General features: G+C 72.0%; 22 protein-coding genes. 3 read left to right on the forward strand and 19 right to left on the reverse strand.

The window, feature by feature from the left end:
- Positions 1-2: 2 nt before the first annotated feature.
- The 8 genes from EMA17_RS20300 to leuA all read right to left on the reverse strand — a co-directional run bounded on the left by EMA17_RS20300 (position 3) and on the right by leuA (position 8,071).
- A complete protein-coding gene (locus EMA17_RS20300) occupies positions 3-545 on the reverse strand; it encodes a hypothetical protein (protein ID WP_126638482.1) in 543 nt (180 codons plus the stop codon).
- A gap of 144 nt (positions 546-689) precedes the next feature.
- Positions 690-1,478, reverse strand: a complete 789-nt coding sequence (locus EMA17_RS20305) for a TIGR03943 family putative permease subunit (protein WP_126638483.1) — start codon at positions 1,476-1,478, stop codon at positions 690-692.
- Positions 1,475-2,563 carry a permease gene (locus tag EMA17_RS20310; protein WP_126638484.1) on the reverse strand — a complete coding sequence of 363 codons (1,089 nt, stop codon included), beginning with the start codon at positions 2,561-2,563 and terminating at the stop codon, positions 1,475-1,477. The genes EMA17_RS20305 and EMA17_RS20310 overlap by 4 nt, the downstream gene beginning before the upstream one ends.
- A 170-nt stretch (positions 2,564-2,733) precedes the next feature.
- Positions 2,734-3,621 (reverse strand): isoprenyl transferase, encoded by an 888-nt coding sequence (locus tag EMA17_RS20315; RefSeq protein ID WP_126638485.1) that lies wholly within the window; start codon positions 3,619-3,621, stop codon positions 2,734-2,736.
- Complete coding sequence (recO, locus tag EMA17_RS20320; protein WP_126638486.1) at positions 3,618-4,370, reverse strand: DNA repair protein RecO; 753 nt, start codon at positions 4,368-4,370, stop codon at positions 3,618-3,620. The genes EMA17_RS20315 and recO overlap by 4 nt, the downstream gene beginning before the upstream one ends.
- 63 nt (positions 4,371-4,433) lie before the next feature.
- Positions 4,434-5,105 carry a TerB family tellurite resistance protein gene (locus tag EMA17_RS20325; RefSeq protein WP_126638487.1) on the reverse strand — a complete coding sequence of 224 codons (672 nt, stop codon included), beginning with the start codon at positions 5,103-5,105 and terminating at the stop codon, positions 4,434-4,436.
- 117 nt (positions 5,106-5,222) lie between these two features.
- Entirely contained in the window at positions 5,223-6,170 is a 948-nt protein-coding gene (locus tag EMA17_RS20330) for a TauD/TfdA dioxygenase family protein (protein WP_126638488.1), read from the reverse strand.
- A 143-nt stretch (positions 6,171-6,313) separates the two neighbouring features.
- The gene (leuA, locus tag EMA17_RS20335; RefSeq protein ID WP_126638489.1) at positions 6,314-8,071 is read right to left on the reverse strand and encodes a 2-isopropylmalate synthase; all 1,758 of its coding nucleotides are present in this window, start codon (positions 8,069-8,071) and stop codon (positions 6,314-6,316) included.
- Positions 8,072-8,384: 313 nt separating this feature from the next.
- On the opposite strand from leuA, the gene EMA17_RS53135 reads away from it, so the two are divergent.
- Positions 8,385-9,134: a hypothetical protein gene (locus EMA17_RS53135; protein WP_176605552.1), complete on the forward strand. Its 750-nt coding sequence runs from the start codon at positions 8,385-8,387 to the stop codon at positions 9,132-9,134.
- 39 nt (positions 9,135-9,173) lie between these two features.
- Here the strand turns inward: EMA17_RS53135 and era are convergent, their stop codons facing one another.
- The 11 genes from era to hrcA form a co-directional block, all read right to left on the reverse strand.
- A complete protein-coding gene (gene era, locus EMA17_RS20345; protein WP_126638490.1) occupies positions 9,174-10,124 on the reverse strand; it encodes a GTPase Era in 951 nt (316 codons plus the stop codon).
- Positions 10,125-10,207: 83 nt separating this feature from the next.
- Complete coding sequence (locus EMA17_RS20350) at positions 10,208-10,567, reverse strand: cytidine deaminase-like protein (protein WP_126638491.1); 360 nt, start codon at positions 10,565-10,567, stop codon at positions 10,208-10,210.
- 120 nt (positions 10,568-10,687) lie between these two features.
- Positions 10,688-12,016 carry a hemolysin family protein gene (locus EMA17_RS20355; RefSeq protein WP_246126779.1) on the reverse strand — a complete coding sequence of 443 codons (1,329 nt, stop codon included), beginning with the start codon at positions 12,014-12,016 and terminating at the stop codon, positions 10,688-10,690.
- 51 nt (positions 12,017-12,067) lie between these two features.
- Positions 12,068-12,541, reverse strand: a complete 474-nt coding sequence (gene ybeY / locus EMA17_RS20360) for an rRNA maturation RNase YbeY (protein ID WP_078977380.1) — start codon at positions 12,539-12,541, stop codon at positions 12,068-12,070.
- Between the two features lie 5 nt (positions 12,542-12,546).
- Positions 12,547-13,599 (reverse strand): PhoH family protein, encoded by a 1,053-nt coding sequence (locus EMA17_RS20365; protein WP_246126789.1) that lies wholly within the window; start codon positions 13,597-13,599, stop codon positions 12,547-12,549.
- 214 nt (positions 13,600-13,813) lie between these two features.
- A complete protein-coding gene (locus EMA17_RS20370; RefSeq protein WP_126638493.1) occupies positions 13,814-14,725 on the reverse strand; it encodes a ribonuclease Z in 912 nt (303 codons plus the stop codon).
- Between the two features lie 6 nt (positions 14,726-14,731).
- On the reverse strand, positions 14,732-15,094 hold the full coding sequence (locus EMA17_RS20375; protein ID WP_126638494.1) for a histidine triad nucleotide-binding protein: 363 nt from the start codon (positions 15,092-15,094) through the stop codon (positions 14,732-14,734).
- Between the two features lie 91 nt (positions 15,095-15,185).
- Positions 15,186-15,926, reverse strand: coding sequence for a 16S rRNA (uracil(1498)-N(3))-methyltransferase (locus EMA17_RS20380; RefSeq protein ID WP_126638495.1), 741 nt, complete (start codon positions 15,924-15,926; stop codon positions 15,186-15,188).
- Positions 15,923-16,990, reverse strand: a complete 1,068-nt coding sequence (locus EMA17_RS20385; protein WP_126638563.1) for an NAD(P)H-dependent flavin oxidoreductase — start codon at positions 16,988-16,990, stop codon at positions 15,923-15,925. Before EMA17_RS20385 ends, EMA17_RS20380 begins: the two co-directional genes overlap by 4 nt.
- A 535-nt stretch (positions 16,991-17,525) precedes the next feature.
- Entirely contained in the window at positions 17,526-18,659 is a 1,134-nt protein-coding gene (dnaJ, locus tag EMA17_RS20390) for a molecular chaperone DnaJ (protein WP_126638496.1), read from the reverse strand.
- 2 nt (positions 18,660-18,661) lie between these two features.
- A complete protein-coding gene (gene hrcA, locus EMA17_RS20395; RefSeq protein ID WP_026218791.1) occupies positions 18,662-19,678 on the reverse strand; it encodes a heat-inducible transcriptional repressor HrcA in 1,017 nt (338 codons plus the stop codon).
- A gap of 150 nt (positions 19,679-19,828) precedes the next feature.
- On the opposite strand from hrcA, the gene EMA17_RS20400 reads away from it, so the two are divergent.
- Together EMA17_RS20400 and EMA17_RS20405 are read left to right on the forward strand one after the other, a co-directional pair.
- Positions 19,829-20,584: an MBL fold metallo-hydrolase gene (locus EMA17_RS20400; protein WP_126638497.1), complete on the forward strand. Its 756-nt coding sequence runs from the start codon at positions 19,829-19,831 to the stop codon at positions 20,582-20,584.
- Positions 20,585-20,613: 29 nt separating this feature from the next.
- Complete coding sequence (locus EMA17_RS20405; protein WP_126638498.1) at positions 20,614-21,444, forward strand: DUF3097 domain-containing protein; 831 nt, start codon at positions 20,614-20,616, stop codon at positions 21,442-21,444.
- Positions 21,445-21,482 lie beyond the last annotated feature (38 nt).

Consider the following 21,482-nt stretch of genomic DNA (forward strand, 5'->3'; position numbering starts at 1 on the left):
GGCTACCAGCCGCCGCCCCCGGTCGTGGTGCCGCCCCACGTCCCGCCCTCGGAGCACGTGCCCGTGGGCCGCACCGTGGCCGAGCCGACCGGGTTCGGCTTCAGCACGTTGAGCTGCCCGGCCGCGATCGAACCGCCGGACAGGAACTCCGAGTAGGCGAACGTCTTGGTGATCGACTTCTTGCCCGCGGGCACGTCGATCTCCTCCTGCTTCATGCCGCCGGAGGATCCGCCGTAGGAGATGGTGATCCGGCCGCCCCGGTGCCCGTCGGCGAAGGTGATCGTGCCGATGTACGTCTCCATGAACGCGGTCCTGCACCGGACGCCGGCCAGGGTGCCGGGCGTGACGGTCAGGAACACCCCCTCGACCCGGAGATCCCCGTCGCCGGCCCTGCCGTCCGTATCGGCGGTCCCGACCGGCTCGCTCGTCTTTCCCTTCCGGTCGGCGTCCGCTCCCCGGTCCTGCTTTTGACACGCGGTCGCACCCGATACGAGTACGCCCACGACGGCCGCCGCGACGGCGGCACGACGAATTCCCCAGCCCATGACGATTCCCCCCGATGGCTCGGCGGATCGTCCTCCCCAGGCGATCCGTCCGCGAACTCACGGTAGGGGAACGGATCTTGCCGCACCGCCGCGCTCGCAGGACGCGAACGCGGCGGTGACGGGACGGTGACATCGTCACAACGCCTACTCGTACGGCTCCTTCGGAGTCGGCACCCGATCGACCTTGGCCGCGGTCAGCGCCGGCATCGCGTCGTCGGCCTGGACCTGGCCGTTGGGCAGCCAGCGGCCGGTGACCGTCACCCACGAGTCGGTCGGCGGGGCCGCGGCGCCGTGCACCTCGATCTTGCGCGCGAACGCGTCGGCCGCGCAGCAGCTGATCACCATCCGGGTCACGTACCAGGTGCCCGCGCTCTTGCCGGGTGTGACGAAGCCGGTGAGCTGGACGTCGCGGTCCTTCAGCGGCGCGGCGGTGTCCCACACCGAGCGGATCAGGAAATCGGCCAGGGTCATCGGCAGCGGGTCCCCCGGCGGCAGCGCGGGAAAGCCGGCGTCGTTGTTCGCGGCGGCCGGCTTGGCCACCACGTTGTCCGAGCGCGAGGCGGTGTACGACCCCAGCGCGGGCGGCGCGATCAGGAACAGCGCGAGCACCGGCAGACACAGCAGCCAGGCCGCGCGCGGGCCCGCCGAGTGGTCGTGCCCGTGCCCGGCCTCGTCGGCCGCCGGGGCGGGCGCGACGGGCTCCCCGTCCGCCGCGTGCGCGTGCCCGGCGTCCGCCGCCGGTTCCACCGCCCGCCGCTGGATCCCGTCCCGGACCGCCGAGACCAGGCCGACCAGGAGCAGGATCGCGCCCGCCGCGATCAGCGCGGGCCGCAGGCCGTCCTTGACGTAGCGCAGATACATGTCGGTCAACGAGATCCGCAGCAGCGCGCCGCCGATCAGGATCAACAACACCGCCTGAACGTCCCGCCTCACAACAACCACCATCCGACGACGTAGCTCGCGACGATCGCCACCACGAACGTCGCCGAGGAGAACCGGGCCGCGAAACCGCGCCCGAAGGTGCCCGACTGGAGCGCGATCAGCTTCACGTCCACCATCGGGCCGACCACCATGAAGGCCAGTTTCGCGGTCGGCGAGAAGCCGAGCAGGCTCGCCGCCACGAACGCGTCCGCCTCCGAGCACACCGCGAGCACCACGGCCAGGAAGGCCAGCGCGAGCACCGCGAACCAGGGCGAGCCGGAGACCGCGTCGATCACGTGCTTGGGCACCGTGACGTTGAGCGTCGCGGCGGTGATCGCGCCGACCACCAGGAAGCCGCCCGCGTGCAGGAAGTCGTGCTGGAGCGCGAGCCGGAAGTTCTCCCACCTGCCGTTGCCGCCGTGATCGTGCGGACGGCGCATGGGCTTGATCCACTCCGGCCGGCCGAACCGGGCCCACAACCAGCCCATCAGCACCGCCGTGCCGAGCGAGGCGACGAAGCGGGCGAGCACCATCTCGGGCTGCTTGGGGAAGGCGACCGCGGTCGCGGTCAGCACGATCGGGTTGATCGCGGGCGAGGACAGCAGGAACGCCAGCGCCGCGGCGGGCGCGACCCCGCGCGCCATGAGCCCGCCGGCCACCGGCACCGACGCGCACTCGCAGCCCGGCAGGATCGCCCCGGCGGCGCCCGCGACCGGCACCGCGAGGGCTTGTCGTTCGGGCAGCACCTTGGTGAACACCGAGGGCGGTACGAACGCGGTGATCGCGGCGGACAGCAGGGTGCCCAGAACCAGGAACGGCAGCGCCTGGACGGAGATCGCGACGAACACGGTGGCCCAGGTCTGCACCGCGGGCGTGCCGAGCCGATCCACGATCCACGGCTGCGCGAACAGCAGCACGAGCAGGGCGAGTACGAAGAATTCGAGTTGGCCCGGCCGCCACCGCTCGGCGGGCGGGCGACCGGGTGCCGCGGACCCGGCGGTCGCGGCCGACGACTCGGCGCCACGGAGTGGCGGGGGCGCCACCCGAGCGGCGGCGGCGGGGCGCGGCGGCGCGCTCTTTTCGAACATGACGTTCATGTTCGCATCGATCGCGACGCCGCCGCTCGCTCCACACCCCGCTTTGCGAAGCTTTCACGCTTCGGCAGTCGCGACTTCGGGAGTCGGCCGGCCGAGAACCGGCATTTCGGGCCGTCGAGCCCAAGGGCCCGAGACCCGGGCCTCGGGCCCGAGACCCGGGAGCCCGAGTCTCAGGAGCCCGACGACACCGGTTCCGGCGCGGTGACCGCGTTCGGCAGCGCGCCGCCGTAGCGGCGGTCGCGCGACGCGTACGTCTCGCACGCCTGCCACATGTGCCGCCGGTCGAAGTCCGGCCACAACACGTCGAGGAAGACCATCTCGGCGTAGGCGGACTGCCACAGCAGGAAGTTGGAGGTGCGCTGCTCACCGGAGGAGCGGATGAACAGATCGACATCCGGCATGTCCGGTTCGTCGAGATACTTGGCGAACGTCTTCTCGTCGACCTTCTTCGGGTCGAGCCGGCCCGCCTTGACGTCCTCGGCGATCAGCGCGGCGGCGTCCGCGATCTCGGCCCGTCCGCCGTAGTTGATGCACATCGCCAGGGTCAGGCGGGTGTTGTCCTTGGTGCGCTCCTCGGCGATCTCCAACTCCTTGATCACGCTCGCCCACAACCGGGGTCGCCGGCCGCACCAGCGGATCCGCACACCGAGTTCGTCCATCTCGTCGATCCGGCGGTGGATCGTGTCGATGTTGAAGCCCATCAGGAAGCGCACCTCCTCGGGCGAGCGCTTCCAGTTCTCGGTGGAGAACGCGTACGCGGAGACGTACTTGACGCCGATCTGGGCGGCGCCCTCGACCACGTCGAACAACGACGCCTCGCCCGCGGTGTGCCCGTCGGTGCGGGCCAGGCCGCGCTCCTTGGCCCAGCGGCCGTTGCCGTCCATCACCAGCGCGACATGCCTGGGCACCAGATCGGCCGGGATGTCCGGCGGCAGCGCGCCCTCGGCGTGCGGCTTGGGGTCGCGGTAGTGCCGCTGCTCGCGAGCGGCCCGGGCGGGCGCCGACTCGGCCCGCCGACGGCGGGGGAACAGGCCGAAGCGGCCACGCGACTGACTCACGATCTCTCCACCAATCTCAACGAGCGGATACCCCGCTCCAGGTGCCATTGCAGATACGCGGCCACCAGGCCGCTGCCCTCGCGCCGGTGCCGCGGCTCGCTCGCGTCGGCTCGGCCCCAGTCGCCGGTCAACAGCGCACCGAGCAGGGAAAGGGTCTCGGGTGAGGGTACGACGGATCCGGCCGGCCGGCAGTCGCCGCACACCGTCCCGCCGCCCTGGACGGTGAAGAACCGGTTCGGTCCGTCCAGGCCGCAGCGGGCGCAGTCGGCGAAACTCGGCGCGTAGCCGGCCACCGCGAGCGAGCGCAGCAGGAACGCGTCGAGGACCAGACCGGGCTCGTGGGTGCCCGACGCCAGCGTGCGCAGCGCGCCGATCAGCAGCAGGTATTGCTGCAACGCGGGCTGGCCGCGCTCGTGGTCGGTCAGGCGCTCGGCGGTCTCCAGGATCGCCGTGCCCGAGGTGTACGCGGCGTAGTCGAGCGCGAGCCGACCGCCGTACGCGCCCAGGGTCTCGGCCTGCGTGATGATCGGCAGGCCGCGCCCGGGGAAGTCGCTGCCCCGGGTGAAGAACTGGACGTCGACGTGGGCGAACGGCTCCACCCGGGCGCCGAACTTGGACTTGGTCTTGCGCACCCCGCGCGCCACGGCGCGCACTATCCCGTGGTCGCGGGTCAACAGGGTGATGATGCGGTCGGCCTCACCCAACTTCTGGGCTCGCAACACGACACCCTCGTCACGGAGGAGGCTCATGCTCCCATTGTGCCGCGCGCGGCCGACGTACCGCGTCGGCCGGTCCCCTCGCGGGCCCGCGGGTCACGGGCCCGCGAGCACGTGGTCGACGCGGGCGCGGCCGAGCCCGAGTTGGTCGCCGGCGTGGTACAGGATCACCCGATGCGCCGGGTCGTACGCCCCGCAGGCCAGCGCCACCCGGGCCGCGACGCCGACCAGGTGCTCGCGCCCGGCGACGGCGAGGTGCGGGGCGATCTCGGCGAGCGCCCACGCGGTGTCCTGGGGCAGGTGCGCGCCGACGTCGACGGCGAGCGCGCACGCGTCGTAGCTCGGCATGCCGGCGGCCCGCACCGCCTCGACCGCCGCCGCACGGACCGCGTCCACCTCCTGCGGCTCGTCGTCGACGGCGGCCACCACGGCCACCACCAGCGTGCGCACCGCCTCGCGCAGGAGCAGGGTCAGCGCCCGGGCGGTCGGCGTCTCGAGGACCGCGACGTCGTGCCGGGTGCAGCACACCGCGCACTCGACGCCGGAGCCGGCCCGCCCGAGCGGGATCAGCGCGACGCCGAACAGCACGAGCCGACGCCGACCGCCGCCCTTGCGAAAGCGCCGATCGCCTCCGCACGCCGGACAGTGGAACTCGCCGTCACCGATCGCCGATCGGATGGTCCGGATGCCCACGACGAAGAACATGGTGCCGCCCCCTGCGTCCCGCGCGGCGGAGAGCCTTCTGCCCGCCTGCTTCGATGCTGCCACGAATTTCACGAAGCGTCATCGAAAGCGGACAGATGGTTACTTTTTCCCGGCGCGGAACGGGGCTGACCTGCATCGGAGCCGATCGGGTCGGCGAGGATCGGCAGGGGCCGACGGACGTCAGTAGGGCCGGTCGCCCAGGATCGCCGCGCGCTCCATCACCCGCACGTGCGGGTGGTAGTCGTTGACCGCGTAGTGCTGGGTGGCCCGGTTGTCCCAGAAGGCGACCGTGTCCGGCGCCCAGCGCAGCCGGACCTGGTACTCGGGCGTCATCGCCTGCCGGAACAGCACCCCGAGCAGTTCCTCGCTCTCCGCCTCGGGCAGCCCGACGATGTGGTCGGTGAAGATCCCGTTGACGAACAGCGTGCGTCGACCGGTCACGGGGTGGGTGCGCACCACGGGGTGCTCCACCGGCGGGAACTCCCGGCGCCTGGCCGCCAGTTGCTCGGCGTCGAGACCGTGCCCGAAGGCCAGGGTGAAGTCGTGCACGGCGGTCAGGCCGGCCAGTCGCTCCTTCAGGTCGGCCGGCAGCGCGTCGTAGGCGGCGCCCATGTCCGCCCAGACCGTGTCACCGCCCCGCTCGGGCACCTCGACCGCGCGCAACACCGAGCCGAGCGCGGGCCGTTCGCGCCAGGTGACGTCGGTGTGCCAGATGTTCTCCACGCCCACCGAGGCGGCGTCCTTGGCGAATCGCACCACCTCGGGCACGTCCCCCTGCCCGAGGAAGGGGTGCACCTCCAACTCGCCCCACAGGCGGGCGAAGGCGCAGTGCTGCGCGGGGGTGATCGGCTGGTCCCGAAAGAACAGCACCTTCCATTCGAGCAGGGCGCGGTCGAGTTCGGCGAACAGTTCGGGGCCCACCGGTTCGGCGAGCGAGACGCCGCGGATCTCGGCGCCGATCAGGTCGCCGTACGGGACGAGTTCGAACCGGGTGTACGGCTCGGACCCGACGCCCTCGGGTAGCCGGCGCAGCGGTCGCGGTCCCGGCATCAGGCCGCGGTCGGCGATCCGACCGCGCCCGGGGGCGGCGGGCGCGGCGGGGGTACCGGGGGCGGTGGATGACGTCATGGCAGAGCCCTCCCTGGAGTAGAGGGCCGCACTTTAACTCAGCCGAGTTAAATGGGGAATGGCGTCGAACCGGCCGGACACGACGAGAACGGCGGCCCCCGGTCGCCCGGGAACCGCCGTCGTCTCGCCTCACCGCGTCGAGGTCACCCGCGGGCGGCCCGGTTCACCGCGCTCACCACGGCCTCCAGCGACGCGCGCACGATGTTCTCGTTCACGCCGATGCCCCACAGCACCCGGCCGTCGACCGCGCACTCGACGTAGGCCGCGGCCCGCGCGTCCTCGCCGCCGCTCATCGCGTGCTCGCTGTAGTCCAGCACCCGGGTGTCGAAGCCCAGCCCGCCCAGAGCCCGGACGAAGGCGTCGATCGGACCGTTGCCGATCGCCTCCAGCGTCTGCGCCTCGCCGTCCACGCTCAGCTCGACGGTGAGCACGTCCTTGCCGTCCGCGCCGGAGACCGTACGGTGGCCGCGCAGCGCCAGCCGGCCCCACGGGGCGTCGGGGGTGGGCAGGTACTCGTCCCGGAACACCGCCCAGATCTGAGCCGGCGTCACCTCGCCGCCCTCGGCATCGGTCTTGGTCTGGATGATCCGGGAGAACTCGATCTGCGCGCGCCGCGGCAGGTCCATCCGGTGGTCCGCCTTGAGCACGTACGCGACGCCGCCCTTGCCGGACTGGCTGTTCACCCGGATCACGGCCTCGTAGGTGCGGCCGACGTCCTTGGGGTCGATGGGCAGGTACGGCACCGCCCACTCGATCTCCTCGACCGACTTGCCGGCCGCCGCCGCGTCCCGCTCCAGGATCTCCAGGCCCTTCTTGATCGCGTCCTGGTGCGAGCCGGAGAACGCGGTGTAGACCAGGTCGCCCGCGTACGGGTGGCGCGGGTGCACCGGCAGCTGCGTGCAGTATTCGACGGTGCGCCGGATCTCGTCGATCTCGGAGAAGTCGATCATCGGGTCCACGCCCTGGCTGAACAGGTTCATCCCCAGCGTGACCAGGTCCACGTTGCCGGTGCGCTCGCCGTGCCCGAACAGGCAGCCCTCGACCCGGTCGGCACCGGCCATCACGGCCAGCTCGGTCGCGGCCACCGCGGCGCCGCGGTCGTTGTGCGGGTGCACCGACAGGGCGATGAACTCGCGGCGGGTCAGGTTGCGGCTCATCCACTCGATCTGGTCCGCGTACACGTTCGGCGTCGAACGCTCGATCGTCGCGGGCAGGTTCAGCGTGATCTCGCGACCGGCCTCCGGCTGCCATACGTCCATCACCGACTCGCAGACCTCCAGCGCGAAGTCCGGCTCCGTGTCGATGAAGATCTCGGGCGAGTACTCGTAGCCGAACGCGGTCTCCTCGCCCAGGTGCTTCTCGGCGTAGCGCATCACGTGCTCGGTGCCGGTCACCGCGATCGCCCTGCACTGGTCGCGGTCGACGTTGAAGACCACGCGGCGGAAGGTCGGCGCGGTCGCGTTGTAGAGGTGGACCGTGGCCTTGGGCGCGCCGATCAGCGACTCCACGGTGCGCTCGATCAGCTCTTCACGGGCCTGGGTCAGTACCGAGATGGTGACGTCGTCCGGTACCGCGCCCTCCTCGATGATCGAGCGGATGAAGTCGAAGTCGGTCTGCGAGGCGGCCGGGAAGCCGACCTCGATCTCCTTGTAGCCCATCCGCACCAGCAGGTCGAACATGGTGCGCTTGCGAGCCGGGCTCATCGGGTCGATCAGCGCCTGGTTGCCGTCGCGCAGGTCGGTGGACAGCCAGCGCGGGGCGACGGTGATCGTCTTCGACGGCCAGGTGCGGTCCGGCAGGTCGACGCCCCGGAACGGCTGGTACTTGTGGATCGGCATCCCGGACGGCTGCTGGGTCACGGACGCGGCGGTGATCGGGGTGGAGCGATTCACGGAAGGCATGCGGCTTGGTCTCCTGAACGCGAGGAAGGACTGCGGCGAGAGCAGATGGGCCGGCGACGGGAGGAACGACATCCCGGAGGCTCCGACGTGCGGACATGCCTCTATCCCCGCGACGGGGGAGCCGGTCTGACCTCTGTCAGAGGGATGAGCCCCCGGCGCGGCGGCTAAGGAGAAGCAGCCACTGACGCATGATGTCGGCAACCATACCCGACCGGTCGAAGACGTCGAGACGGCGTCCGTCATACGAACACATGTGATCTTTTCGGCCGGCCCCCTCCCCCCGATGGGCGCGATGCTCCTACGCTCACTCCCCATGAGCGACTACAACCAGGGTCCGTACGGACCACAACCGGGCCAGGGCGGGCCTGGCGGATACCCCCAGCAGGGCGGTCCGGGCTACGGACAGCAGCCCCAGCAGGGCGGATACGGACAGCAGCCGCCCCCGCAATACGGCCAGCAGCCGCCGCAATACGGACAACAGCCGCCGGCCTACGGGCAACAGCCGAACCCGTACGGACAGCAGCCCGGGTACGGACAGCAGCCCGGTGGATACCCGCCGCCCGCGCCGGGCGGAGGCGGCGCGGGCGGCGGGCTTCCGTCGTTCGGACCGGGGGCGATCGCGGGCGCGGTCGGCGCGGTGATCGTGGCGATCGGCTCGTGCCTGGCCTGGATCGGCGCCAAGGGTGACAGCGACACGATCAAGGGCCTCGACGGCGACGGAAAGTGGACTCTCGCGGCCGGGATCGTGGCCGTACTCCTGTTCGCCGCCGGCATCGCCACGCGCAAGGCCGTGGCCTCGGCCGGAGCCGGCGTCCCGGCCCTGGTCGCCCTCGGCTTCGCCATCTGGAACGTCGCGGACAAGTACCGGCTACCCATGCTGAAGGAAGACGTCCCGAGCGACAAGAAGGACCAATACAAGCGGCTGCTCGAACAATCGGACGTCACGCTCAAGGTCGAGGCGGGCCTGTGGATGGTGCTCGCCGGAGCGGTGATCGCGATCGCCGCCGCCGGGTTCGTCCTGATGACCTCGAAGCGGAACCAGTCCGGCCCCTACGGCCGCTGACCCGCCCCTTCGGGCGGGATTGCGAGGGCGGGCTCGGGGTCAGAAACCGAGCTTGCGCAGCTGCTTGGGGTCGCGCTGCCAGTCCTTGGCCACCTTCACGTGAAGGTCCAGGTAGACGGGCGTCCCGAGCAGCGCCTCGATCTGCTTGCGGGCGCGCGTGCCCACGTCCTTGAGCCGCCCGCCCTTGTGCCCGATGACGATCGCCTTCTGGCTGGGCCGCTCGACGTAGAGGTTCGCGTGCACGTCGAGCAGCGGCTTGTCGGCGGGCCGGTCCTCGCGCGGGATCATCTCCTCGATGACCACCGCGAGCGAGTGCGGCAGTTCGTCGCGCACACCTTCGAGCGCCGCCTCGCGGATCAGCTCCGCGGCCATCACCATCTCGGGCTCGTCGGTCAGCTCGCCGTCCGGGTACAGCGGCGGGCCGGCCGGCAGCAGCGGCATCAGCAGGTCGGCGACCAGGGTCACCTGGCTGTCGCCGACCGCGGAGACCGGGATGATCTCGGCCCACTCGATGCCGACGTCCTCGCCCATCTTCTGCACCGCGAGCAACTGCTGGACCAGCGTCTGCGGGTCCACGAGGTCGGTCTTGGTGACGATCGCGACCTTGGGCGTGCGCTTGGCCTCGGCCAGCTCGGCCGCGATGAAACGGTCGCCGGGACCGACCTTCTGATCGGCCGGGATGCAGAAGCCGATCACGTCGACCTCCGCCCAGGTGGCCCGGACCAGGTCGTTGAGCCGCTGGCCGAGCAGGGTGCGCGGCTTGTGCAGGCCGGGGGTGTCGACCAGGACGAGCTGGCCGTCGGGGCGGTGCACGATGCCGCGCACCGTGTGCCGGGTGGTCTGGGGGCGGCCCGACGTGATCGCCACCTTGGTGCCCACCAGCGCGTTCGTCAGGGTGGACTTGCCGGCGTTGGGGCGGCCCACGAAGCACGCGAAGCCCGAGCGGTGGACGGGTGCGGAGGGGTTGGGGCGATCACTCATGGGTGACATTGTCGCTCAAGCCGCGAGCGTTCCTCGCCGCGCGGGTCGGTCGCGGTCGCGCCGGCCGGGGGGAGGCGGGCCCGGGGGCGGCCTCAGACCGTCACGATCGTGCGCACGACCGCGTCCGGACCGGCGGACAGGATCGGCGTGCCGGCGCCGCCGAGGTCGCGCACCGCGTCCCGGTCGGCCTCGGTCACGGTGTCGTCGGTCCCGACGATCGCCGCCGCCTCCAGGCCGCGCGCGCCGCCCGCGACGGCCATCGCGACCGCCGTGCGCAGCGCGGACAGCTCCAGCGAGGGCAGCGCGACCGTCGACGCGGTGTAGGTGCGCCCGGTCTCGTCCCGTACCGCGGCCCCCTCGTCGGCCCCGTTGCGCGCCCGGGTGGCCCGGGCCAGCGTGACGATCTTGGCGTCCTCGGGGTCGACGACGAACTCGGGCGTCTCGGCGCTCACGGGGGCTCTCCTGTTCGGCGCGGTACGAATGCCGACACAGTAACTTGCCACCGCCGATGCCCGGTGGACCGGTCCGGACCGGTCCACCGAGCCGTCGTCACCGCCCCCGCCGACCGGACGTCACCGGTTCCGCTCGGTCGCGGAACCCCCCTCGGCGGGCTTCGCCGGGTGCTCCTCGCCCCGCTTGATCCGGCGCACCACGATGGTGCCGACCCGGTTGCGCCGCCCCGACGGACTCTCCGCGACCAGCCGCAGCCCCTCGACCACCGCCGTCGCGCCCGGGATCGGCACCCGGCCCAGCGCCTTGGCCAGCAGGCCGCCCACGGTCTCCACGTCCTCGTCGTCGAGTTCGAGCCCGAACAGCTCGCCCAACTCGTCCACGGGCAGCCGGGCGGTGACCCGGAACGCGCCGTCGGGCAGCGGCTCGACCGGCGCGGTCTCGGTGTCGTACTCGTCGGTGATCTCGCCGACGATCTCCTCCAGGATGTCCTCGATGGTGACCAGGCCGGCGGTTCCGCCGTACTCGTCGACCACCACGACCATGTGCGTGCGCTCGAACTGCATCTCGCGCAGCAGGTCGTCGGCCGGCTTGCTGTCCGGCACGAAGGTCGCGGGGCGCATGATCGAGTCGACGCTCTCCTTGGCCCAGCCCGGATCGCCCATCGTGCTGCGCCGGGCCAGGTCCTTGAGGAAGACGATGCCGACCACGTCGTCCTCGTTCTCGCCGATCACCGGGATCCGCGAGTAGCCGCTGCGCAGCGCCAGCGACATCGCCTGCCGCAGCGTCTTGTGCCGCTCGATGAAGACCATGTCCGGGCGCGGCACCATCACCTCGCGCACGATCGTGTCGCCCAGTTGCAGCACCGAGTGCAACATCTCGCGCTCGTCGTCCTCGATCAACGAGTCCTTCTCGGCGAGGTCCACGAACGCGCGCAGCTCCGCCTCGGAGGCGAACGGCCCCTCGCGGAAACCCTTGCCGGGGGTGAGCGCGTTGCCGAGCAGGATCAGCAGCTTCGGCAGCGGCCCGAGCACCCGCGCGAGCCCGAACAGCACGGGCGCACCGATCGTGGCCACCGTGACGGGGTGTTGCCGGCCGACGGTGCGCGGGGAGACTCCGACGGCGACGTAGGACACCACGACCATGATGCCGATGGTGACCAGTACGGCCTGCCAGGTCTCGTCGAAGTCGTCCACGCACACCACGGTGACCAGCACCGCCGCCGACAACTCGCACGCGACCCGCACGAGCAGGGCCAGGTTGAGGTACCGGGCGGGATCCTGAACCACCGTCAGCAGTCGCTTGGCGCCTCGGCGTTCGGCGCGGACCAGTTCCTCTGCGCGGACTCGCGAGATGCGCGAGAGGGCGGTCTCCAGGCACGCGAAGAGACCGGCCACCACGACCAGGACGATCGCGCCGACCACGAGGCGCACCACGCTGTCAGCGGGCACTGCCGCCCCCGACGCGTGCTCGGCCGGGGGCGGGGATATCCCGTGGCCGGCTCATCCGCGGTCGTCCGCGGCGCGGCGGGCCTCCCGCCAGGATTCGAGCAGTTCCTTCTGCAGCGCGAACATCTCGCGCTCCTCGTCGGGCTCCGCGTGGTCGTAGCCGAGCAGGTGCAGCACGCCGTGCACGGTGAGCAGGTGCAGCTCGTCGTCCATGGTGTGGCCGGCCGCCGCACCCTGGCGCTCGGCGACGGTCGGGCACAGCACGACGTCGCCGAGCAGCCCCTGCGGGGGATCCTCGTCGGCCTTGCCCGGACGCAGCTCGTCCATCGGGAAGGACATCACGTCGGTCGGACCGGGCAGGTCCATCCATTGGATGTGCAGTTGCTCCATCGCGGGTTCGTCCACGATGACCACGGACAGTTCCGCCAGTGGATGGATGCGCATACGGTCCAGGGTCCATCGGGCGACGTCCACGATCGCGTGTTCGTCCACCCCCGTCCCGGACTCGTTGGCGATGTCGATGGACATGGCCCTCAGTTCACTTCCCGTTCCACTGTCTGCATGTTCACTGTGTGCTTGCCGCGGCCGTTCTTGTCGATCGGCCGCCGGCCGCGCGACCTGGGCACGTCACCGTTTCCGGAGCCGTCGCCGTTCGGCCGCCCGTCCGCCTCGACTTGGATGTCGTAGCGCGCGTACGCGTCCACGATCCGGCCGACGAGCTTGTGTCGGACCACATCATCGCTGGTGAGACTGCAGAACGCGATATCGTCCACGCCGCGCAGGATCTCCTGCACCACCCGCAGCCCCGACTGGGTGCCGCCGGGCAGGTCGACCTGGGTGGTGTCCCCGGTGACCACCATGCGCGAGCCGAACCCGAGCCGGGTCAGGAACATCTTCATCTGCTCGGCCGAGGTGTTCTGCGCCTCGTCGAGAATGATGAACGCGTCGTTGAGCGTCCGGCCGCGCATGTAGGCGAGTGGGGCGACCTCGATGGTGCCCGCGGCCATCAGGCGTGGGATGGAGTCGGGGTCGATCATGTCGTGCAGCGCGTCGTAGAGCGGGCGCAGGTACGGGTCGATCTTCTCGTAGAGGGTGCCGGGCAGGAAGCCGAGGCGTTCGCCCGCCTCGACCGCGGGCCGGGTCAGGATGATCCGGGTGACCTGCTTGGACTGGAGGGCCTGGACGGCCTTCGCCATCGCGAGGTAGGTCTTGCCGGTGCCCGCCGGGCCGAGTCCGAACACGATGGTGTGCTCGTCGATCGCGTCCACGTAGCTCTTCTGGTTGAGCGTCTTGGGACGGATCGTGCGGCCGCGGTTGGACAGGATGTTGAGGGTCATCACCTCGGCGGGACCGTGTCCGTCGTTCGAGCGGACCATCGCCACCGAGCGCTCCACGGCCTCCTCGTTGAGCGGCTGGCCGGTGCGGACGATGACCAGGAGTTCGTCGAAGAGCCGGCGGACGAGGGCGACCTCGGCCTCGTTGCCGGAGGCGGTGACCTCGTTGCCGCGGACGTGGATGTCGACCTCGGGGAAGCCCTGCTCGACCACTCGCAGGAACGAGTCGCCGGAACCGAGGAGCGCCACCATCGGATGCTTGGCGGGGATCGTGATCTTCGCCTGGGCCTGCGCGGTCGGAGTTGCCCGGGAGTCGGCCCGCGGGGTGTTCTCGGAGCTCGCGCCTCGCGCGTTCGTCGTGGGAGCCATGGGCGGCCTTGGCGGCCTGATCACGCCTCATTTCCGTGCTCGGGAAGCGGTTCGATGCTGCTCAATGGTAACTCTCCGGCCCCCGCGAACTTCGGGATTATTCCGGCGCCGGCCGGCGGCGCGGGATCGTGATCCGGTCCAGGTCGTGGGCGGCGACGGTGTCCGGGAACACCTCGCGGGCCTGGTCCAGGAGCGGGCCCACGTCGGGGTAGCGCTGCGAGAAGTGGGTGAGCACCAGTTGCCGCGCGCCCGCCTCGGCCGCGATGGCCGCCGCCTCGCGGGCGGTGAGGTGGCCGACCTCGTACGCGAGCTCGGCGTCGGCGTCGGCGAAGGTGGACTCGCACACGAGCAGATCGACGTCCCGGGCCAGCTCGACCGCGGCCGCGCAGCGCCGGGTGTCCATCACGAAGGCGAACTTCTGCCCGGGACGGGGCACGCTCACCTGCTCCAGGGTCACCCCGCCGATCCGGCCCTCGCGCTGGAGTCGGCCCACGTCGGGCCCGGCCACGCCGTGCGCGGCGAGACGCTCGGGCAGTATCCGGCGGCCGTCCGGCTCGACCACGCGGTAGCCGTAGGACTCGACCGGGTGGGACAGGCGGCGTGCCTCCAGCGTGAACGGCCCGGCGGGGATGTGGACGTGCTCGCCCGCGAGCGGGTGCTCGATCGGCACGGCGGCCTCGTGGAAGGCGGTCGCGTGGTGCAGTCGGTCGAACCAGTGTTGCCCGCTGGCCGGGAAGTAGGCGGTCACCGGGTGCGGGACGCGGTCGAGCGAGAGCCGCTGGAGCACGCCGGGCAGGCCGAGGCAGTGGTCACCGTGGAAGTGCGTGACGCAGATCCGGGTGATGTCGTGCGCGGCCACGCCGGCGTGCAACATCTGGCGCTGGGTGCCCTCGCCCGGGTCGAACAGCAGCCCCTCGCCGTCCCAGCGCAGCAGGTAGCCGTTGTGGTTGCGCTGCCGCGTCGGGGCCTGGCTCGCGGTGCCGAGGACGACGAACTCCCTGGTGGACACGTACGCCTAACCGGGAGGCCAGCTCAGCCCGCGGCCGCCGAGGAGGTGGGCGTGTACGTGGAAGACGGTCTGGCCGGCGCCGGCGCCGGTGTTGAAGACGATCCGGTAGCCCGAGTCGGCGATGTCCTCGGCGGTCGCGATCACGGCGGCCTCGGCCAGCAGCGCGCCGGCCAGCTCGGGGGCCTCGGCGCCCAGCTCGCCGGCGTTGGCGTAGTGCGCGCGCGGGATGACGAGGATGTGTGTGGGTGCCTGCGGGTTGATGTCGCGGAAGGCCACCACGTCCTTGGTCTCGTGGACGATCGTGGCCGGGACGTCGCCGGCGAGGATCTTGCAGAACAGGCAGTCGGCCTGGGGTTCCCCCGCAGCCATGGGTGCCTCCATCGGGTCCGTGTCGATCACGAGCGGTCGTCCCCGATCGTAGTGGGGTGAACACCCCGCTCGCGCGGGCCGGCCGGGCGACTCAGCTCCAGCGGCCGGCGTGGGCCAGGAGCACCGAGGCGGCCGAGACGCCTGCCGTGGAGGTGCGCAGCACGGTCGGGCCGAGTCGGTAGGCGGTCGCGCCGACGGCGGTGAACGCGGCCAGCTCGTCCGGGGTGATCCCGCCCTCGGGGCCGACCACCAGGACCAGGTCGCCCTCGCTCGGGATGGCGGCGGTCGCGATCGGCTCGGTCGCCGCCTCGTGCAGGACGCCCGCGAACGAGGCGGTCGCCAGCAGCGCGGTCACCTGCCGGGTGCTCATCGGCTCGGTGACCTCGGGCAGGTGCAGCCGACGGGCCTGCTTGCCCGCCTCGCGCGCGGTGGCGCGCCACTTGGCCAGCGCCTTGGCCCCGCGCTCGCCCTTCCACTGGGTGATGCAGCGGGCGGCGGTCCACGGCACGATCACGTCGACGCCGACCTCGGTCGTCGTCTCCACCGCCAGTTCGCCGCGATCGCCCTTGGGCAGCGCCTGGACCACCACGATCCGGGGCGCGGGAGCGGGTTCCTCGGTGCGTGAGTCGACGTCGATGTAGAGCGTGTCCTTGCCCTCGGTGCGGTTGACCGTGCCGTACACGGCCAGCCCGGCACCGTCGGCGAGGACGATCGGCTCACCGGCCGCCAGTCGGCGCACCGTGACGGCGTGCCGGCCCTCGGCTCCGTCCAGGACGACCTGCCGGCCGTGCCGGATCGTGTCGCCGGGGGCGAGGAAGACGGGGGCGCTCAAGCGCATGCCTTTCGGGCTGCGGCCATCTCGTCGACGAGCCGGTGGATCACCTCGGCGGCCGGCTCCTCGCGGGCGAGGCGCCAGCCCTGACCGGCCCACAGGGCCAGGCCGTCGGCCTCGCCACGCGCGGCGGCGGCCTTGCGGATCGGCGCGACCAGGTGGTGGACGTACGGGTAGACCCCGGGGGCCTCGGCCTCGTGGCGGGCGGCGAAGCCGTTGTACAGCCCCCGCGCCCAGCGGCCGGAGAAGGCGCGAGTGAGCACGCTGCGCTCGAAGGCGGGGTCGCCGAGCGCGGCCTTGTGCGCGGTCGAGGCGACGCTTTCCGGGCCGCGGAGGAAGGCGGTGCCCAGTTGGGCGGCGCTGGCCCCGGCGAGCCGGACGGCCTCGATCTGCCGGCCGGTCATCAGGCCGCCGGCGGCGATCAGCGGGAGGTCGGTCTCGGCGGCGATCAGGGTGAGCAGCGTGAGCAGGCCGTACGGGGCGGGGGCGGCGGGATTGTCGAAGCTGCCCTGGTGGCCGCCGGCCTCGCCGCCCTGGACGCACAGCGCGTCCACGCCGTGCGCGACGGCGAGCCGGGCCTCCTGGGGGGTGGTGACGGTGGCGACGGTAAGCGTCCCGGCCGCCCGCAGCGCGGCGACCGCCTCGATGTCGGGCAGGCCGAAGGTGAAGCTCACCACCGGGACGGGACGGGCCAGGAGGAGGTCGAGCTTGGCGTCCCAGTCGTCGCGCTCGACGCCCGGCGCGGGGGTGCCGACGGTGCCGCCGTACCGCGCGGCGGCCCGGGCCAGCGAGCGGGCGTAGCGCGCGGTGAGCTCGTCCTCGGCGCGGGTGGGCGGGGGCTGCGGCATGAACGCGTTGACCCCGAACGGCACGTCGCCGAGCAGCGAACGCAGTTCCTCGATCTCGGCGCCCAACGCCGCGGCCGACCGATACCCGGCCGCGAGAAACCCGAGGCCGCCGGCACGCCCGACCGCCGCCGCCAGCGCGGGCCCACTCGCACCGGCCATCGGCGCCTGCACGATCGGCAGTTCGGTCAGTCGGGTCGGATCGGCGTTCGTCGGCATCATGCTCCCCGTTCCCTCGATCGACTGGGCACCCGTCACCCACCCAAGCCTAGGCCGCCCCCACGCCCTCGGGCCCGCGGCCCCGAACGTCCGCGGCGAGCGTCTTTCGAACGCCGGACGGGTCGGGCGTGGTCGCTTTCGGTGGCCGAAGCCGCGGTCCCGGAACGCCCGCGGCGAGCGTCCTCGCCCGCCGGAAGGGCCGGGTTCGGCCGTGCTCGGGGGATGAGGTCGCGGTCACGGGGATCCCACACCCCGGACGGGCCGACTTCGGTCGAGCCCGCGATCCGGGGCCGCCCGCGGTTTCCGGGAGTCGAGGCGAGTCCTCCCCCGCGCCGGGCGTGCCGGGACGGGTCACCCGCTCGAGGACACCACCGCAGGCTCGACCGCCGGACCCGCGCGAAGCCGGTCCGTCCGGCGTGCGACGACCGCCCGCCGCAGGCGAGCGGGGGCCGGCCGCCGGACGGCGACCGATGCCGGTCCGTGCGGCGTTCGAGGACGGTGCACCACCGCCCCCACCCGCGCTCCCTCGCGCCCGCTACCGGCCGTTGAAGGCGTCCTTCAGGCGCGAGAACAGCCCCTGCTGCCCCGGCGTGAACTGCCCCGACGGGCGTTCCTCGCCGCGCAGCTTGGCCAGCCGGCGGAGCAGTTCCTCCTGCTCGGGGTCGAGCTTGCTCGGCGTCTGGACCTCGACGTGCACGACCAGGTCGCCTCGGCCGCCGCCGCGCAGGTGGGTGATGCCCCGCCCGTGCAGCGGGATCGACTGGCCCGACTGGGTACCCGGGCGGATGTCGATCTCCTCCGTGCCGTCCAGCGTCTGCAGCGGCACCTTCGTGCCGAGCGACGCCGCCGTCATCGGGATGGTGACCGTGCAGTGCAGGTCGTCGCCCCGCCGCTGGAAGGTGGCGTGCGCGACCTCGACGATCTCCACGTACAGATCGCCCGCCGGGCCGCCGCCGGGACCGACCTCGCCCTCGCCCGCGAGCTGGATCCGCGTACCGCTGTCCACGCCCGCCGGGATCTTGACGGTGAGCGTGCGCCGCGCGCGGATGCGGCCGTCGCCCGCGCACTCGGGGCACGGGTGCGGGACCACGGTGCCGAAGCCCTGACACTGCGGACACGGCCGCGACGTCATGACCTGGCCCAGGAACGACTTGGTGACCTGGCTGACCTCGCCCCGCCCGCGGCACATGTCGCAGGTCTGCGCCGTGGTGCCCGGGGCCGCGCCCTCGCCGTTGCACGTGTTGCACGTGACGGCGGTGTCCACCTGGATCTCCCGGGTGGTGCCGAACGCGGCCTCTTCGAGGGTGATCTCGATCCGGATCATCGCGTCCTGGCCGCGGCGCGTGCGCGAGCGCGGTCCGCGCTGGCTGGCCTGGCCGAAGAACGCGTCCATGATGTCGCTGAACCCGAAGCCGGCCTGGCCGAAGCCACCACCGCCCCCGCCGCCCCCGGAGGACAGCGGGTCGCCGCCGAGGTCGTACATCTGACGCTTCTGCGGGTCCGAAAGGACCTCGTAGGCGTTGTTGATCTCCTTGAACCGGTCCTGCGTCTTCGGGTCCGGATTGACGTCCGGGTGCAGCTCCCGAGCGAGCCGGCGGAAGGCCTTCTTGATTTCCTCCGGGGTGGCGTCGCGCCGTACCCCGAGGACCTCGTAGTAATCGGTAGCCAACTCTACGACTCCGCGAGGATCTGTCCGACGTACCGTGCCACGGCGCGCACCGCTCCCATCGTTCCGGGGTAGTCCATCCGGGTCGGCCCGAGCACTCCGAGCTTCGCCAGTGTTTCCTGCCCACTGCCGTATCCGACGGCGACCACCGAGGTCGCGGCCAGTCCTTCGTGCATGTTCTCGTGTCCGATCCGCACGACCATGCCCGGGTCGGTCGCCTCGCCCAACAACCGCAGCAATACGACGTGTTCCTCGAGTGCTTCCAGGACCGGGCGGATCGTGTTCGGGAAGTCCATGCCGAAACGGGTCAGGTTGGCCGTCCCGGCCAGGACGACCTTCTCTTCCTTGTGCTCGACCAGGGTGTCGAGCAGGGTGGCCAGGATGCCCGCCACGATCGGCCGTTCCTCGGCGGTGAACGGCTCGGCGAGATCCTGGACCAGCAACGGCACATCGGCGAACCGCTTGCCGGTGATGCGGCTGTTCAGCCGCGCCCGGACGTCGGCGAGCAGGTTCTCGCCGACCGGGCCCGGCGTGTCCATCACCCGCTGCTCGACCCGGCCCGTGCTGGTGATCAGCACCAGCATGACCCGGGTGGGCGCCAGGGTGAGCAGCTCGACGTGCCGGATCGTCGAGCGGGTCAGCGAGGGGTATTGCACGACGGCGACCTGATGGGTCAGCTGCGCGAGCAGCCGGACCGTACGGCCGACCACGTCGTCCAGGTCGACCGCGCCGGCCAGGAAGGTCTGGATCGCCCGGCGCTCGGCGCCGGACAGCGGCTTGACGCCCGCGAGCCGGTCGACGAACAGCCGGTAGCCCTTGTCGGTGGGCACCCGGCCGGCGCTGGTGTGGGGCTGCGTGATGTAGCCCTCCTCCTCCAGCGCGGCCATGTCGTTGCGAATGGTGGCCGGGGAGACCCCGAGGTTGTGTCGGTCCGCGAGCGCCTTGGAGCCGACCGGCTCCTGGGTCGCCACGTAGTCCTGCACGATGGCGCGCAGCACGTCCTGTTTCCGATCGTCGAGCATGGTGCGCACCTCCCTGACCCGTTCTTCCACCCGTTGCCGTGTCGCTTAGGCGGTGGTTCGTCCCACTGGTTGGCACTCCGTCCCGCCGAGTGCCAGTGTACGGGTCACCCGATCCGGACCGTACCCCTGAGTCCGTGCCAAGGTTGACGCATGCTACGCGCCGAACAGCCGAAACACGCCATGTGGGAGCCGATCGGGCCGGGCGTACTGCGTCGTCGGTTGCCCGGTCTCGAACTGAATGTGGCGGTCGTCACGGGGCGGGACGGGATCCTGCTCGTGGACACCGGTTCACACGACCACGAGGCCGCCGACATCCTGGCCTCGCTGGCCCGCGAACTGCCCGGGCACGGATTGCCCGACCGGGTGGTCGCGGTGGTGAACACACACGGTCACTTCGACCACTGCTACGGCAACGACGAGGTGCTGCGCGCCTTCCCCGACGCGGAGATCTGGGGACACGCGGACCTGCCGGAGTATCTGGAGCGGTGGGCCGAGGCCGGTCGGGCGAGCGGCGTCGCGCACGGGTTCGACCCGGAGCTGATGCGCGCGGCGCGGATCGTGCCGCCGACCCGCGCGGTGTCCGCGGGCGCGCCGGTGACGGTGGACCTGGGCGGGCGCGAGGTGGTGCTGTTCGCGCCCGGTCGCGGGCACACCGACCACGACGTGGTCGTCCACGTGCCGGACTGCGGCGTGCTGATCGCCGGGGACATGGTGGAGGAGAGCGGGCCGCCGGTCTTCGGCTCGGACGCGTTCGCCGCCGAGTGGAGCGATTCGCTGGCCCGGGTGCGGGCGTTGGACGCGAGTGTCTGGCTGCCCGGACACGGCGCGGTGGTCGACGAGGAGTTCGTGATCCGGCAGAACCGTTGGCTGGCCGAGGTGGCCGCCGGGCGCGTCGTACCGGACTGACGTACCGTCACCGGGCTAGCGTCGTGGTCATGCGCAGTTATGGACCCGAGTCGCTGATCCCGGGATGGAAGAAGGACAAGCCGGTCCCGGAGGTCGCGGCCGACCGCGATCTGGTGGTGGAGGAGGCGTCCACCGGCTTCTGCGGCGCGGTGGTCCGGGTGGAGAAGACGCCCGAGGGCTTCACCGTCACGCTGGAGGATCGGCACGGGCGGCTGCGGGTGTTCCCGATGGATCCGCGCGGGTTCCTGATCGACGGCGAGGTGGTCACCCTGGTCCGACCGACCGTTCCCGGTCCGGTCCGTGCCCCGGGGCGCACCGCGTCGGGCTCGATCGCGGTGCGGGGCGCCCGGGCCCGGGTCGCGCGCGCCGGGCGGATCTACGTCGAGGGCCGCCACGACGCCGAGTTGGTCGAGCGGGTGTGGGGCGACGACCTGCGGATCGAGGGCGTGGTCGTGGAGTATCTGGAGGGCGTCGACGATCTCCCGGACGTGGTCCACGAGTTCGGGCCGGGCCCGGGGTGCCGCCTGGGTGTGCTGGTCGACCACCTGGTGCCGGGCTCCAAGGAGAGTCGGATCGCGGATCGGGTGAGCGGCGACCACGTGCTGGTGGTGGGACACCCCTATATCGACGTCTGGCAGGCGGTACGCCCCGCCTCCGTCGGCATCGCGGCCTGGCCGGACGTCCCGCGCGGCGTCCCGTGGAAGGAAGGCGTGTGTGCGGCCCTCGGCTGGCCGGTGAATCCGCCGGCGGCCTGGCGCCGCATCCTCGCGGCGGTCGACTCGTACCGCGACCTGGAACCGGCCCTGCTCGGGCGGGTCGAGGAACTCATCGACTTCGTGACGGCGCCGTCCGAGGGGTGAAGCCCCGGTCGACGCGACGGCGGTCGGCCGGCGCGGGC

The sequence above is a fragment of the Embleya hyalina genome (assembly GCF_003967355.1).
In the GTDB taxonomy this organism is placed as follows: domain Bacteria; phylum Actinomycetota; class Actinomycetes; order Streptomycetales; family Streptomycetaceae; genus Embleya; species Embleya hyalina.

Coding starts and splice junctions, on each gene's coding strand:
- EMA17_RS20300 (WP_126638482.1), bottom strand. CDS start 545: ATGGGCTGGGGAATTCGTCGTGCCGCCGTCGCGGCGGCCGTCGTGGGC.
- EMA17_RS20310 (WP_126638484.1), bottom strand. CDS start 2,563: ATGAACGTCATGTTCGAAAAGAGCGCGCCGCCGCGCCCCGCCGCCGCC.
- recO (WP_126638486.1), bottom strand. CDS start 4,370: ATGAGCCTCCTCCGTGACGAGGGTGTCGTGTTGCGAGCCCAGAAGTTG.
- EMA17_RS20330 (WP_126638488.1), bottom strand. CDS start 6,170: ATGACGTCATCCACCGCCCCCGGTACCCCCGCCGCGCCCGCCGCCCCC.
- leuA (WP_126638489.1), bottom strand. CDS start 8,071: ATGCCTTCCGTGAATCGCTCCACCCCGATCACCGCCGCGTCCGTGACC.
- EMA17_RS53135 (WP_176605552.1), top strand. CDS start 8,385: ATGAGCGACTACAACCAGGGTCCGTACGGACCACAACCGGGCCAGGGC.
- era (WP_126638490.1), bottom strand. CDS start 10,124: ATGTCACCCATGAGTGATCGCCCCAACCCCTCCGCACCCGTCCACCGC.
- ybeY (WP_078977380.1), bottom strand. CDS start 12,541: ATGTCCATCGACATCGCCAACGAGTCCGGGACGGGGGTGGACGAACAC.
- EMA17_RS20365 (WP_246126789.1), bottom strand. CDS start 13,599: ATGGTGGCGCTCCTCGGTTCCGGCGACTCGTTCCTGCGAGTGGTCGAG.
- EMA17_RS20375 (WP_126638494.1), bottom strand. CDS start 15,094: ATGGCTGCGGGGGAACCCCAGGCCGACTGCCTGTTCTGCAAGATCCTC.
- EMA17_RS20385 (WP_126638563.1), bottom strand. CDS start 16,990: ATGCCGACGAACGCCGATCCGACCCGACTGACCGAACTGCCGATCGTG.
- hrcA (WP_026218791.1), bottom strand. CDS start 19,678: ATGCTCGACGATCGGAAACAGGACGTGCTGCGCGCCATCGTGCAGGAC.
- EMA17_RS20400 (WP_126638497.1), top strand. CDS start 19,829: ATGCTACGCGCCGAACAGCCGAAACACGCCATGTGGGAGCCGATCGGG.
- EMA17_RS20405 (WP_126638498.1), top strand. CDS start 20,614: ATGCGCAGTTATGGACCCGAGTCGCTGATCCCGGGATGGAAGAAGGAC.